This window comes from Enterobacter sp. HK-058-C-ECC, assembly GCF_047531125.1.
Lineage (GTDB): Bacteria > Pseudomonadota > Gammaproteobacteria > Enterobacterales > Enterobacteriaceae > Enterobacter > Enterobacter quasiroggenkampii.
Genome location: NZ_JBLKCH010000001.1, coordinates 87,692 through 102,288 on the forward strand (window position 1 = coordinate 87,692; position 14,597 = coordinate 102,288).

Here is a 14,597-nt window from a genome sequence, read left to right on the forward strand (position 1 = left end):
TCCATCATCGGCCCGTCCCGGGCCTGTGTATGCACAGCTCAAAGCCGGCTGTGTTAAGTCTGTTTTGGCTGTTATCCATTCAGTATAGATAGCGGACAAAAGAGACTGAGGTGGAGAGGGTGCTAAAAAGGCCCCACTGACGTGGAGCCTTTATTGTACGCTTGTTAACGCGTGATTTCAGTCAATTCCACTTACATGGACTGAGTGAAAGTACGGGTGATAACGTCCTGCTGCTGTTCTTTAGTCAGGGAGTTAAAACGTACTGCGTAGCCAGATACGCGGATGGTCAGCTGAGGATATTTCTCAGGGTGTTCCATCGCGTCGAGCAGCATTTCACGGTTCATGACGTTCACGTTCAGGTGCTGACCACCTTCGATGGACGCTTCGTGGTGGAAGTAACCATCCATCAGACCCGCGAGGTTAGTTTTACGCACTTCGTCGTCTTTACCCAGCGCGTTTGGCACGATAGAGAAGGTGTAAGAGATACCATCTTTCGCGTAAGCAAACGGCAGTTTAGCAACGGAAGTCAGAGAGGCAACCGCACCTTTCTGGTCACGACCGTGCATTGGGTTCGCACCTGGGCCGAATGGCGCGCCAGCACGACGACCGTCTGGGGTGTTACCGGTTTTCTTACCATACACAACGTTAGAGGTGATGGTCAGAACAGACTGAGTCGGGATAGCGTTACGGTAGGTAGTCAGTTTCTGAATTTTCTTCATGAAACGTTCTACCAGGTCAACCGCCATGTCATCAACGCGAGAGTCGTTGTTACCAAACTGCGGATATTCGCCTTCGATTTCGAAGTCGATAGCCAGACCGTCTTCGTCACGAATTGGTTTAACTTTCGCATATTTGATTGCAGACAGGGAGTCAGCAGCAACGGACAGACCTGCGATACCACACGCCATGGTGCGGATAACGTCACGGTCGTGCAGCGCCATCAGAGAAGCTTCGTAGCTGTACTTGTCGTGCATGTAGTGGATAACGTTCAGCGCAGTGACGTACTGTTTCGCCAGCCAGTCCATGAAGTGATCCATGCGGTCCATCACTTCGTCGAAGTTCAGAACGTCGCCTTTGATCGGTTCAGACTTAGGACCAACCTGCATTTTCAGTTTTTCATCAACGCCGCCGTTGATAGCGTACAGCATGGTTTTCGCCAGGTTTGCACGCGCACCGAAGAACTGCATTTGTTTACCAACAACCATTGGGCTTACGCAGCAAGCGATAGCGTAATCGTCGTTGTTGAAGTCCGGACGCATCAGGTCATCGTTCTCGTACTGCAGAGAAGAGGTGTCGATGGACACTTTAGCGGCGAATTTCTTGAAGTTCAGAGGCAGTTTTTCAGACCACAGAACGGTGATGTTCGGCTCCGGAGAAGGACCCATGGTGTACAGGGTGTTCAGGAAGCGGAAGCTGTTTTTGGTCACCAGAGTACGGCCGTCAACGCCCATACCGCCGATGGATTCAGTTGCCCAGATTGGGTCACCGGAGAACAGTTCATCGTATTCAGGCGTACGCAGGAAGCGAACCATACGCAGTTTCATGACCAGGTGGTCAATCATTTCCTGAGCATCTTGCTCGGTGATTTTGCCTGCTTTCAGGTCACGTTCGATGTAAGCATCCAGGAAGGTGGATACGCGACCGAAGGACATCGCTGCACCGTTCTGAGACTTAACTGCGGCCAGGTAGCCGAAGTAGGTCCACTGGATAGCTTCCTGAGCGTTGGTAGCAGGACCAGAGATATCGCAGCCGTATTTAGCCGCCATCTCTTTGATCTGACCCAGCGCGCGGTGCTGTTCAGCGATCTCTTCACGCAGACGGATAGTCGCTTCCAGGTTTACGCCGTTTTCCAGATCGGACTGCAGGGAAACAAACTGCGCGTACTTGTCTTTCATCAGGAAGTCGATACCGTACAGCGCAACGCGACGGTAGTCACCGATGATACGGCCACGGCCATACGCATCTGGCAGACCAGTCAGAACGCCAGATTTACGGCAGTTCAGAATGTCTTTGGTGTAAACATCGAATACGCCCTGGTTGTGGGTTTTGCGGTATTCGGTGAAGATTTTTTTCAGCATTGGGTCCAGCTCGCGGTTATACGCTTTGCAGGAACCTTCAACCATTTTAATACCACCGAACGGGATGATTGCGCGTTTCAGTGGTGCTTCAGTCTGCAGACCAACGATTTTCTCAAGGGCTTTGTTGATATAGCCAGCATCGTGAGAAGTGATGGTGGAAGCAACGGAGGTGTCAAAATCAACTGGCGCGTGAGTGCGGTTTTCCAGTTTAACGCCTTCCATTACGCTGTCCCACAGCTTGGTGGTCGCGTCAGTTGCGCCAGCCAGGAAGGATTCGTCACCTTCATACGGGGTATAGTTTTTCTGAATGAAGTCACGTACGTTTACTTCATTCTGCCAGTCACCTTTCGCAAAACCTTCCCAGGCTGTGGCTAACTTTTCATTAAGCTCGGACATGTAACACCTACCTTCTTAAGTGGATTTTTTATTTACTGCCTGAGAAAACCATCAATGATGATCGTCGCCACGCAGGTAAATGACCCAGTATGTCAACCCAACTAACAGACCCCCACCGATAATGTTCCCGATAGTGACAGGGATCAGGTTATCAGTAATGAAATTCATAATAGTCAGGTGAGAGAAACTTTCCGGGGATGAACCAACTGCGGTCCAGAACTCCGGGCTCGCAAAGTCGCGGATAACAATGCCCATTGGGATCATGAACATATTCGCGATACTGTGCTCAAAGCCGCTGGCAACAAACATCGCAACCGGCAGAACCATAATTAAGGCTTTGTCCATCAGGCTACGACCCGAGTAGCTCATCCATACAGCCAGGCAGACCATCAGGTTAGCGAGGATGCCGAGAGCAACGGCTTCGATAAATGTGTGGTGCATTTTGTGGTCGGCGGTTTGCAGGACGTTAAGGCCCCAGCCACCGTTGGCGGTCATGTACTCGCCAGAAAGCCACATCAACAAAACAAAGAGCAGACAGCCAACCAGGTTACCCACGTAAACATTAAGCCAGTTACGTGCCAGCTGACCCCAGGTAATTCTTCCGCTGGCCTTTGCCACGACAATCAGCACCGTTGAGGTGAAGAGGTCGGCGCCGCAAATGACGCAAAGAATCAGACCCAGTGAGAAACAAATGCCGCCAATCAGTTTGGCCATGCCGAAAGGCATTCCGGCAGTACCGGTGGTGGCGGTGATGTAGAAGACGAAAGCGATAGAGATGAACACACCAGCCGTGATCGCCAGATAGAACGTCTTCATCGGGTGTTTCGTTGCTTTATAGACACCTGCTTCTTCGGCAACTTTGGCCATCGCAGCAGGGAGTAAAAGATCAAAAGGGTTGTCAGCTTTCACACTAACTCTCTCTTTATTAAGTCGGCGACGAGATACTAACAAAGCATTATAGAAGAGAAATTGATATAGATCATATCTCGCCTGGCTTATAGGCCCGCAGTGTGTATGGATTTACAGCAAATGCGGAGTAAGTGTTTGATTATCCGTATAAAAATAAATTTTAAAAGTTATGAAAAGAGTTGAATTTTTTCGTTCAGCCACCTCTTTATCAGTTAATTAATATGGAGTATTAACCATAAAAAGTAACAGTAAAGCCCAGATCAATATTATTATATTTACCCGTGTTTAACTTTATTATTACAATCAACAATCATTGCCGAAGAAAATAAAAAACGGGGCAATGAAATTGCCCCGTAATATAGCCCAGACGATTGAATACGCCTACTGCTGGTAATGTTATATGCGCTTATTTTGACCAGTAAGCAGCTTTTGCTTTCTGCAGCTTTTCGTAGGCCTTCAGCAGTGACTGATGCGCCGGGAAGGCTTTCAGATCGCTATCAACAGCCTGCAGGCCATAGAACGGCGCTTCGCCGCTCAGGGCCGCGCTGGCTGCTTCAACGGCCTCAGCCCCATACATACGCACGAAAGCATTCAGGTATTGCAGCGGTTCGCGATCCTCTTCCTGTGCAAGCAGCAGCAGGGTTTGCAGGCAACGGTAATAATTGGTGCGCTCGGCAGAGAAGACCGACTGGTTGAACTCCATGGTCCACTCGGTCCAGGCCAGGGCCTGATCCAGATCGCCACCCGCCAGAGCCAGCATTGCTTTCAGTTCACCGATACGCAGGGTATACCAGCCGTTATCTTTACCGGTCGCCAGACCCAGGAGTTCGCGTACGCGGGTGAAGTCATCGTGGCCTTCTTCGTCCAGTTGGGCGATCAGGTTCAGGTAATCTTCTTTCTCCCATTCACTGCCCGGCAGAGCCAGCAGCGTTTCTCGCAGATGGGCGCCCATGCTGTTGTTTGCCAGCCACAGGTCTTCCGCTGGATAGATATCAGACATGCCAGGCACGATGATGCGGCACGCGTAAACGCCCAGGTGCTCGTAATCGGCAATGTACACTTCCTGGTCTTCCGCGTTGAAGATCGCCATCAGCGTGGCGAACTCTTCTTCCGTGGTACCGGCGAAGCTCCAGTCCACGAACGGATAGTCCGCGTCCTGCTTGAACATATCCCAGGAAATTAAGCCGCTGGAATCGATGAAGTGGGTTTCGAGGTTGGTATGCTCGGCCACTTCTTCATCGTCAAACGTTGGCGGCGTAAACACGTCGAGATCTTTCAGGCTACGGCCCTGCAGCAGCTCGGTGACGGTACGCTCCAGCGCCACGCCGAAGTCCGGGTGCGCGCCGAAGGAGGCGAAGCAGGTACCGTTGGTCGGGTTAAACAGCACGACGCAGATCACCGGATACTTGCCGCCCAGCGAGCCGTCATACGCGAAGATTGGGAAACCTTCTGCTTCCAGTTTGGCGATGGATTCCACCACGCCCGGGTAGCGCGCCAGCACGTCTGCCGGAATTTCAGGCAGGCTGATGGATTCGGCAATAATGCGGTTTTTGATGTGACGCTCGAAGACTTCAGACAGTCCCTGCACGCGCGCTTCATTGCGGGTGTTACCGGCGGACATGCCGTTAGACACATACAGGTTGCCGACGATGTTCATCGGGATATAGACGGTCTGCTCGTCAGACTGACGGGTAAAGGGCAGAGCGCAAATACCGCGATCGTCGTTTCCGGACTGCAGATCGATCAGCATGCTGGCGGTCAGTTCGTTTTCCGGATCGTAGAAAGCGCGCAGACGCGCGTCGAGAATACCTTCCGGCAGTTCGTCATCTTCCGTCAGTGGGAACCACTTTTCGTTCGGATAGTGAACGAACGGGCCGTTGGCGATGGTTTCGCCCAGCCAGAAGTCAGCGAAGAAATAGTTGGTGGACAGACGCTCAAAATACTCACCCAGCGCGGAGGCCAATGCCGCTTTTTTCGTCGCGCCTTTACCGTTGGTAAAGCACAGGGCACAGTCTTTATCGCGAATATGCACGGACCAGACATGAGGCACCGGATTGAGCCAGGAGGCTTCTTCGATGTTAAAACCCAGGTCGGTCAGTTTCTGCTGGAAGCGAGCGATGGAATCTTCCAGAGCGGCGTCTTTGCCGGGGATAAACGTTTGAATCATGGCGTTCACTTTTATCGTACGTAAAGCGCGCAATGATACGGGTTTTGCGTGACGGGTGCTATCTTCGGCGAAAATAAATGCCTGAGCTATGCTTACACTCAGTAACCTACTGTTAAGGCATAGAAAAATGAAAGCGTTTGATCTCCAGCGGATGGCGTTTGATAAAGTCCCTCCAGAGTTTTTAGGCGAAGTCGCGCTTCGCAGCCTGTATACCTTCGTCCTCGTCTTCCTGTTTCTCAAAATTACGGGCCGTCGCGGCGTAAGGCAGATGTCGCTCTTTGAAGTATTGATCATCCTGACGCTGGGTTCTGCGGCGGGGGATGTCGCCTTCTATGATGATGTGCCGATGGTGCCGGTCTTCATCGTTTTTGTCTCCCTGGCGCTGCTTTACCGGCTTGTCATGTGGCTGATGTCGAAAAGTGAAAAGCTGGAAGATCTGCTTGAAGGGAAGCCGGTCGTTATCGTCGAGGACGGTCAACTGGCCTGGGAAAACGTTCAGAGCGCCAATATGACCGAGTTTGAGTTCTTTATGGAGCTACGCCTCAACAGCGTGGAACAGCTCGGGCAGGTGCGTCTGGCGATCATGGAAACTAACGGGCAGATTAGCGTCTATTACTATTCTGACGATGAGGTGAGGCCGGGACTGTGCATCCTGCCGGATATGCTGATCGAGCGTTTCAGAACCATACCTGAGTCAGGCGAGTATGCCTGCGTGAGATGTAGCCATGTCGTCGCGATGCAGCCAGGGGATCGTCAATTATGCCCCCGCTGTGCAAATCCGGAATGGACGAAGGTTAGCCGGGCTAAACGCATCACCTGACAGCCATTTTGTCGGTTTTGTCCTGGCGAGGCGGCAGATTGTTTTGTGTGACGTGGGGCACATTTCACGGGTCATAAGTTTTAGACATTGCGGCGCGTGTCACTGAATGATAAAACCGATATCCACAGTTATAACTTATGGCTTTTAGCGTGGTGAGGGGAAATGGCTCAAGTCTTTAATTTCAGTTCAGGTCCGGCAATGTTACCGGCAGACGTGCTTAAACAGGCTCAACAGGAACTTTGTGACTGGAACGGTCTCGGTACGTCGGTGATGGAAATCAGCCACCGGGGTAAAGAGTTTATTCAGGTGGCGGAAGAGGCAGAAAAGGATTTTCGCGATCTGCTGAATATTCCCTCGAACTACAAAGTATTGTTCTGTCACGGCGGCGGGCGAGGCCAGTTTGCGGGCGTACCGCTGAACATCCTGGGCGATAAAACGACGGCAGACTACGTTGACGCAGGCTACTGGGCGGCCAGTGCGGTGAAAGAAGCGCACAAATACTGCACGCCGAATGTGATCGACGCCAAAGTGACCGTTGACGGCCTGCGCGCCGTGAAGCCAATGAGCGAATGGCAGCTTTCTGATAACGCCGCGTATCTGCACTACTGCCCGAACGAAACCATTGACGGCATTGCCATCGACGAGACGCCAAACTTCGGCAGCGATGTCGTGGTTGCCGCTGACTTCTCCTCCACCATTCTGTCTGCGCCAATTGACGTCAGCCGTTATGGCGTGATCTACGCGGGCGCACAGAAAAATATCGGCCCTGCAGGCCTGACAATTGTTATCGTGCGTGAAGATCTGCTGGGTAAAGCGCATACTTCCTGCCCGTCGATTCTTGATTACACCGTGCTGAACGACAACGATTCTATGTTCAACACCCCACCGACGTTTGCCTGGTACCTTTCCGGCCTGGTCTTCAAATGGCTGAAGCAAAACGGCGGCGTGGCGCAGATGGACAAAGTGAATCAGCAGAAAGCTGAACTGCTGTATGGCGTGATCGACAAGAGCGATTTCTACCGCAACGATGTGGCGAAAGCTAACCGTTCCCGCATGAACGTGCCGTTCCAGCTGGCGGACAGCAACCTGGATAAAGTGTTCCTGGAAGAGTCCTTCGCGGCAGGCCTGCACGCGCTCAAAGGTCACCGTGTCGTGGGCGGCATGCGTGCCTCCATCTATAACGCGATGCCGCTGGAAGGCGTTAAAGCTCTGACCGATTTCATGATCGACTTCGAACGTCGCCACGGTTAATTGCGCTGTTTTCACCCCCGTAGCCCTGCTGCGGGGTTTTTATTATGTTGAGTTGAGAGTTAAGTTTCCATGGAATCCCTGACGTTACAACCGATCGCGCGGGTAGATGGCACCATTAATCTGCCTGGTTCAAAAAGTGTCTCGAACCGCGCTCTGCTGCTGGCAGCACTGGCAAACGGCACCACCGTCCTTACAAACCTGCTGGACAGCGATGACGTGCGCCATATGCTCAATGCGCTGAAAGCGTTGGGCGTTCATTACACTCTCTCCGACGATCGCACCCGCTGCGAAGTGACCGGCAACGGCGGCGCGCTGCAGACGGGTGAAGAGCTTGAGCTGTTTCTGGGCAACGCGGGTACCGCGATGCGTCCGCTGGCGGCGGCTCTGTGTCTTGGGCGCAACAACATTGTGCTGACCGGTGAGCCGCGCATGAAAGAGCGTCCGATTGGCCATCTGGTGGATGCCCTGCGTCAGGGCGGCGCGCAGATTGAGTATCTGGAGCAGGAAAATTATCCGCCACTGCGTCTGCGCGGGGGCTTTACCGGCGGTCACGTCGAGGTTGACGGCAGCGTTTCCAGCCAGTTCCTGACCGCGCTGCTGATGACCGCGCCGCTGGCACCGCAGGATACGGTAATTACGATTAAAGGCGAGCTGGTCTCCAAACCGTATATCGATATCACGCTGCACCTGATGAAAACCTTCGGCGTCGAGGTGGAAAACCAGTCTTATCAGCGCTTCGTGGTACGTGGGGCGCAGCAGTACCAGTCTCCGGGCAGCTATCTTGTTGAAGGCGACGCCTCGTCGGCTTCTTACTTCCTGGCGGCGGGCGCGATCAAAGGCGGTACCGTGAAGGTAACCGGTATTGGCCGCAACAGCGTGCAGGGCGATATCCGTTTTGCGGACGTGCTGGAGAAAATGGGCGCGGTTGTGACCTGGGGCGATGACTTCATCTCCTGTACCCGCGGCGAGCTGAAGGCCATCGACATGGACATGAACCATATTCCGGATGCGGCGATGACCATTGCCACAGCGGCGCTGTTTGCAAAAGGCACCACCACGCTGCGTAATATCTATAACTGGCGCGTAAAAGAAACCGACCGACTGTTCGCGATGGCGACTGAGCTGCGTAAGGTCGGCGCTGAGGTGGAAGAGGGCGAAGACTACATTCGCGTCACGCCTCCTGCAAAACTGCAGGTTGCCGAGATCGGAACCTACAACGATCACCGTATGGCGATGTGCTTCTCGCTGGTGGCGTTGTCAGACACGCCTGTCACCATTCTTGATCCAAAATGTACGGCGAAAACGTTCCCTGACTACTTCGAACAGCTGGCACGCATTAGCACGCTGGCCTGATAACGCCTGCCGCATCACCCGATGCGGCATTTCCTTACGCTTCCTGACGAACACTTCCGTTCATTTCTTCTACACTCTGCTTCAATCAATCCGTAATTTGCACGCAAAGGTAACAGTTGCGCACGTTGACGCGTATAATGCGCGGCGTTCATGTAAACGGTATGCCTTATTTAAGGAGAAAAAGATGACGGCAATTGCCCCGGTAATCACCATTGATGGGCCGAGTGGCGCAGGGAAAGGGACTCTGTGCAAAGCGATGGCGGAAGCGTTGCAATGGCATCTTTTAGATTCGGGAGCAATCTATCGCGTGTTGGCTCTGGCTGCGCTGCATCATCATGTGGACGTGGCGTCAGAAGAAGCGCTGGTTCCGCTGGCTGCGCATCTTGATGTGCGTTTCGTATCGACCAATGGCAACCTGGAAGTCATCCTTGAAGGGGAAGACGTGAGCGGGGAAATCCGTACTCAGGAAGTGGCGAATGCGGCCTCCCAGGTAGCAGCCTTCCCGCGCGTTCGTGAGGCGCTGTTACGTCGTCAGCGCGCGTTTCGTGAAGCCCCGGGCTTGATCGCAGACGGACGCGATATGGGAACCGTGGTATTCCCTGATGCACCTGTGAAAATTTTCCTTGACGCCTCTTCGGAAGAACGTGCTCAACGCCGCATGCTTCAGTTGCAGGAAAAGGGGTTTAGTGTTAACTTTGATCGCCTTTTATCCGAGATAAAAGAGCGCGATGACCGCGATCGTAACCGCGCCGTCGCCCCACTTGTTCCAGCAGAAGATGCATTAGTTCTGGATTCAACCAGTTTAACTATTGAGCAAGTGATTGAAAAAGCGCTACAATATGCGCGCCAAAAACTGGCACTCGCGTAATCGCGACCGATTTAGCAGTACCCCCGCTGCAAGGGATTGACGGCGGGTATGTGAAACAACCCCATCCGGCACGGAGCCAGGTGGACGTTAATATTAACCTGAAGATTAAACATGACTGAATCTTTTGCTCAACTGTTTGAAGAATCCTTAAAAGAAATCGAAACCCGCCCGGGTTCCATCGTTCGCGGTGTTGTTGTTGCTATCGACAAAGACGTAGTACTGGTTGACGCCGGTCTGAAATCTGAGTCCGCCATTCCGGCAGAGCAGTTCAAAAACGCCCAGGGCGAGCTGGAAATCCAGGTTGGCGACGAAGTTGACGTTGCTCTGGACGCAGTAGAAGACGGCTTCGGTGAAACCCTGCTTTCTCGTGAGAAAGCGAAACGTCACGAAGCATGGATCACGCTGGAAAAAGCTTACGAAGAAGCTGAAACTGTGGTCGGTGTTATCAACGGCAAAGTTAAAGGTGGCTTCACTGTTGAGCTGAATGGTATTCGTGCGTTCCTGCCAGGTTCTCTGGTAGACGTTCGTCCAGTTCGTGACACTCTGCACCTGGAAGGCAAAGAGCTTGAGTTCAAAGTAATCAAGCTGGACCAGAAGCGTAACAACGTTGTTGTTTCCCGTCGTGCCGTTATCGAATCCGAAAACAGCGCAGAACGCGATCAGCTGCTGGAAAACCTGCAGGAAGGCATGGAAGTCAAAGGTATCGTTAAGAACCTCACTGACTACGGCGCATTCGTTGACCTGGGCGGCGTTGATGGCCTGCTGCACATCACCGACATGGCGTGGAAACGCGTTAAGCACCCAAGCGAAATCGTGAACGTGGGCGACGAAATCACTGTTAAAGTGCTGAAGTTCGACCGCGAGCGTACTCGTGTATCCCTCGGCCTGAAACAGCTGGGCGAAGATCCATGGGTAGCTATCGCTAAGCGTTACCCAGAAGGTACTAAACTGACTGGTCGCGTAACCAACCTGACTGACTACGGCTGCTTCGTTGAAATCGAAGAAGGCGTTGAAGGTCTGGTGCACGTTTCCGAAATGGACTGGACCAACAAAAACATCCACCCATCCAAAGTTGTTAACGTTGGTGATGTAGTGGAAGTGATGGTTCTGGATATCGACGAAGAACGTCGTCGTATCTCCCTGGGCCTGAAGCAGTGCAAAAACAACCCATGGCAGCAGTTCGCGGAAACCCACAACAAGGGTGACCGTGTTGAAGGTAAAATCAAGTCTATCACTGACTTCGGTATCTTCATCGGCCTGGACGGCGGCATCGATGGCCTGGTTCACCTGTCTGACATCTCCTGGAACGTTGCAGGCGAAGAAGCAGTTCGTGAATACAAAAAAGGCGACGAAATCGCTGCAGTTGTTCTGCAGGTTGACGCAGAGCGTGAGCGTATCTCCCTGGGCGTTAAACAGCTCGCAGAAGATCCGTTCAACAACTGGGTTGCACTGAACAAGAAAGGCGCAATCGTAAACGGTAAAGTGACTGCAGTTGACGCTAAAGGCGCAACCGTAGAACTGGCTGACGGCGTTGAAGGTTACCTGCGCGCTTCTGAAGCTTCCCGTGACCGCGTTGAAGATGCCACTCTGGTTCTGAACGTAGGCGACGACGTTGAAGCTAAGTTCACCGGTGTTGACCGTAAGAACCGTGCAATCAGCCTGTCTGTTCGTGCTAAAGACGAAGCTGATGAGAAAGATGCAATCGCAACTGTTAACAAACAGGAAGATGCAAACTTCTCTAACAACGCAATGGCTGAAGCTTTCAAAGCAGCTAAAGGCGAGTAATATCAGGTTCTCAGCATCATGTGCGTTGTAATGCATTTACAGCGTGAAGGATGAGGAGCAAACTTGACAGATTACAGGATTCGTCCTGTAATCAATAACAAAGGGCGGCTACGGCCGCCCTTGTTTAATGAGCTGTTCAGCTAATTGGTTTGAAAGGAACCGGAGGAATCATGACCAAGTCAGAATTGATTGAAAGACTTGCCAGTCAGCAACCGCATATCCCTGCCAAAGCAGTGGAAGATGCCGTAAAAGAGATGCTGGAGCATATGGCCTCCACTCTTGCCCAGGGCGAGCGCATTGAAATCCGCGGTTTCGGTAGTTTTTCTCTGCACTATCGTGCTCCACGTACCGGGCGTAACCCGAAAACTGGCGATAAAGTCGAGCTGGAAGGTAAGTACGTTCCACACTTTAAGCCGGGTAAAGAACTGCGCGATCGCGCCAATATTTACGGCAACTGAGTTTAGCCAGCCGGTTAAACTGGGTTCGAAAGAAAGCACCTGCGGGTGCTTTTTTTGTACCTGTCGCTTTCTTTCTGAAGGTGCCCCGCATTTTCCGTTTCGTTTTCTGCAACCCGTAAAATACCTTGCTGCGCTTGCTGTAAATCGCATCCTTCACACCTGACGACCCGCTCACCCTGCTTGCATACTGCCACCCTGAAACAGGGAGGTAGCAATGGGAATTCCCACGCTTAGTGTCTGCGCCATGCTGGCGATAGTTCCATTACTCTGGTTACCTGAATTGCCGTCACCTTACGCCGTGTGGGTCATGGTGGCTGGCGGGATAGTGCTTGCTGCATGGCAAAACCGTCGAGTGAAGTATGCTGGTATCACGCTGTTATTTTGTGCGTGGGGCATTCTGGCCGCGCAAGAGAGCGTCTGGCCGATGCAGCATTTAACAACGGGAGCCGTGCAGGCTGAGGTAGAGCTCACCGCGACCGACGGCGCCACTCTGCATCAGGGAAACATTCGCAGCGTCGATGGCAAGCGCTGGTGGGCCTCCACCGGCGTAACGCTGTATGGCAATTATCTGCCGAAGCAAGCCTGTGCCGGTCAGCGCTGGACCATGACGCTCAGGCTCAGGCCTGCACACGGCGAACTGAACGACGGCGGTTATGATGCTCAGCGCAGCGCTTTTGCCCGACATCAAACATTGAGCGGGCGCTTCACCCGTGCGGAACTCGTCGACGGGCGCTGCAGCCTGCGAGCGCAATATCTGCTGTCGTTGCAAAACCGACTTTCAGCTTATCCATGGGGAGCGGTTATCCTGGGCCTTGGGATGGGGGAACGCCTGGATGTACCGCGGGAAATAAAAGATCTGATGCGGGAAACCGGCACGCTGCATTTGATGGCGATTTCGGGTCTGCATATCGCACTGGCAGCCTCTCTCGTCTGGTTACTTGCACGTGGACTCCAGTTTTTATTACCCAGCCATCGGGTCCACTGGCAAATGCCTCTCCTTGCCGGGTTAATCTTTGCTGCTTTCTACGCCTGGCTTACCGGCCTGCAACCGCCTGCGCTGCGGACGGTCATCGCACTTGCTGTGCTTGCTATGTTGCGGATCGCTGGCCGTCAATGGTCGCCCTGGCAGGTATGGGGGTGCTGTATCGCGGCGATACTGTTAAACGATCCGTTAGCCGTACTTTCGCAGAGTCTGGCTTTGTCAGCCTTTGCCGTCGCCGCGCTGATTTTCTGGTTTCAGTGGCTGCCGCTTCCTGACTGGCAGCGGACAAGACGTATACGGCCGCTAGTAAACCTGATTTATTTGCAGGTCGGCATGTTGCTTCTGCTCATGCCGTTACAGGTTCTGATTTTCCATGGCTTCAGCCTCTCATCCCTGGTCGCGAATCTCTTTGCCGTGCCCCTGGTAACGTTTGTCTCCGTCCCGCTGATCCTGCTCGGTATGCTGCTCCATCTGCTACCGCTGGCGGCGGTTGAAAGTGCCATCTGGTTTGCTGCCGATAAGTCGCTTGCAGGACTCTTCTGGCTACTGATGCGCCTGCCTGATGGCTGGCAGAATGTCGATCAACGCTGGCAAACCATGGCATTACTGCCGTGGTTGATCATCATTGCCTGGCGTTTTCGTGCCTGGAAAACCGTTCCTGCCGTTTGTCTTGCAGGCAGTGTCTTACTGACATTTCCCCTCTGGCGAGCGGCAAAAAGCGAGAGCTGGACGCTGCATATGCTGGACGTGGGGCAGGGGCTGGCCATGGTTATTGAAAGGCAGGGAAAAGCCCTTCTTTATGATACCGGGCTCGCCTGGCCGGACGGAGACAGCGCGCAGCGGTTAATTATTCCCTGGCTTCGCTGGCATCACCTGCGGCCAGACGGGGTGATTCTCAGTCATGAACACCTCGACCATGCAGGAGGCCTCATTTCGTTGCAAAAAGCATGGCCGGATATATGGATAAGAAGCCCGTTGCGCAGGACTGGACACCGTCCCTGTTTTCGTGGGCAGAAATGGTTATGGCAGGGGTTAACCTTCACCGTCCACTGGCCCCCTGAAAATTACCCGGCCCAGGGGAATAACCGTTCCTGCGTGGTAAAGGTGGACGACGGGGAGCAAAGTGTTCTGTTAACAGGAGATATTGAAGCGCAAGCGGAACAGGCTATGCTTAGCCATTACTGGCGCTATATGACGTCCACGTTGATACAGGTGCCCCATCATGGCAGCAATACCTCGTCTTCATTGCCGCTGGTACAGCGGGTGGGAGGACAGATTGCCCTGGATTCCGCGGCCCGCCATAACGCATGGCATTTCCCGTCGCCAAAAGTTGTCCGACGCTATCGAAAAGAGGGGTATATCTGGCACGATACCCCTCACTCAGGACAAATATCGGTGACATTCTCGCAACATCACTGGCAAATCCGGCGCTTGCGAGAGCAAATTTTACCACGTTGGTATCATCAGTGGTTTGGCGCGCCCGTCGATAACGGGTAGAATATGCGGCTATTTCAACAATGCTGGTTTTTT

General features: G+C 53.1%; 10 protein-coding genes. 7 read left to right on the forward strand and 3 right to left on the reverse strand.

Annotated features, from left to right (window positions below; translation table 11 throughout):
• Positions 1-191: 191 nt before the first annotated feature.
• The 3 genes from pflB to ycaO all read right to left on the reverse strand — a co-directional run bounded on the left by pflB (position 192) and on the right by ycaO (position 5,550).
• Positions 192-2,474, reverse strand: coding sequence for a formate C-acetyltransferase (gene pflB / locus ACMWJS_RS00420; protein ID WP_023310992.1), 2,283 nt, complete (start codon positions 2,472-2,474; stop codon positions 192-194).
• Between the two features lie 51 nt (positions 2,475-2,525).
• On the reverse strand, positions 2,526-3,383 hold the full coding sequence (gene focA / locus ACMWJS_RS00425; RefSeq protein ID WP_008499974.1) for a formate transporter FocA: 858 nt from the start codon (positions 3,381-3,383) through the stop codon (positions 2,526-2,528).
• 406 nt (positions 3,384-3,789) lie between these two features.
• Positions 3,790-5,550 carry a 30S ribosomal protein S12 methylthiotransferase accessory factor YcaO gene (ycaO, locus tag ACMWJS_RS00430; RefSeq protein WP_414746438.1) on the reverse strand — a complete coding sequence of 587 codons (1,761 nt, stop codon included), beginning with the start codon at positions 5,548-5,550 and terminating at the stop codon, positions 3,790-3,792.
• A 127-nt stretch (positions 5,551-5,677) separates the two neighbouring features.
• Here ycaO and ACMWJS_RS00435 point away from each other — a divergent pair, with 127 nt between their 5' ends.
• The 7 genes from ACMWJS_RS00435 to ACMWJS_RS00465 all read left to right on the forward strand — a co-directional run bounded on the left by ACMWJS_RS00435 (position 5,678) and on the right by ACMWJS_RS00465 (position 14,564).
• The gene (locus tag ACMWJS_RS00435) at positions 5,678-6,370 is read left to right on the forward strand and encodes a DUF421 domain-containing protein (protein WP_069719505.1); all 693 of its coding nucleotides are present in this window, start codon (positions 5,678-5,680) and stop codon (positions 6,368-6,370) included.
• A gap of 162 nt (positions 6,371-6,532) precedes the next feature.
• Positions 6,533-7,621, forward strand: coding sequence for a 3-phosphoserine/phosphohydroxythreonine transaminase (serC, locus tag ACMWJS_RS00440; RefSeq protein ID WP_045908388.1), 1,089 nt, complete (start codon positions 6,533-6,535; stop codon positions 7,619-7,621).
• A 69-nt stretch (positions 7,622-7,690) separates the two neighbouring features.
• The gene (gene aroA / locus ACMWJS_RS00445; RefSeq protein ID WP_045908387.1) at positions 7,691-8,974 is read left to right on the forward strand and encodes a 3-phosphoshikimate 1-carboxyvinyltransferase; all 1,284 of its coding nucleotides are present in this window, start codon (positions 7,691-7,693) and stop codon (positions 8,972-8,974) included.
• Between the two features lie 184 nt (positions 8,975-9,158).
• Positions 9,159-9,842 (forward strand): (d)CMP kinase, encoded by a 684-nt coding sequence (gene cmk, locus ACMWJS_RS00450; protein WP_008499967.1) that lies wholly within the window; start codon positions 9,159-9,161, stop codon positions 9,840-9,842.
• Between the two features lie 111 nt (positions 9,843-9,953).
• Positions 9,954-11,627 carry a 30S ribosomal protein S1 gene (gene rpsA, locus ACMWJS_RS00455; protein ID WP_008499966.1) on the forward strand — a complete coding sequence of 558 codons (1,674 nt, stop codon included), beginning with the start codon at positions 9,954-9,956 and terminating at the stop codon, positions 11,625-11,627.
• A gap of 170 nt (positions 11,628-11,797) precedes the next feature.
• Positions 11,798-12,085: an integration host factor subunit beta gene (ihfB, locus tag ACMWJS_RS00460; protein WP_008499965.1), complete on the forward strand. Its 288-nt coding sequence runs from the start codon at positions 11,798-11,800 to the stop codon at positions 12,083-12,085.
• A 214-nt stretch (positions 12,086-12,299) separates the two neighbouring features.
• Positions 12,300-14,564 carry a ComEC family protein gene (locus ACMWJS_RS00465; RefSeq protein ID WP_414746439.1) on the forward strand — a complete coding sequence of 755 codons (2,265 nt, stop codon included), beginning with the start codon at positions 12,300-12,302 and terminating at the stop codon, positions 14,562-14,564.
• The last annotated feature ends 33 nt before the right edge of the window (positions 14,565-14,597 follow it).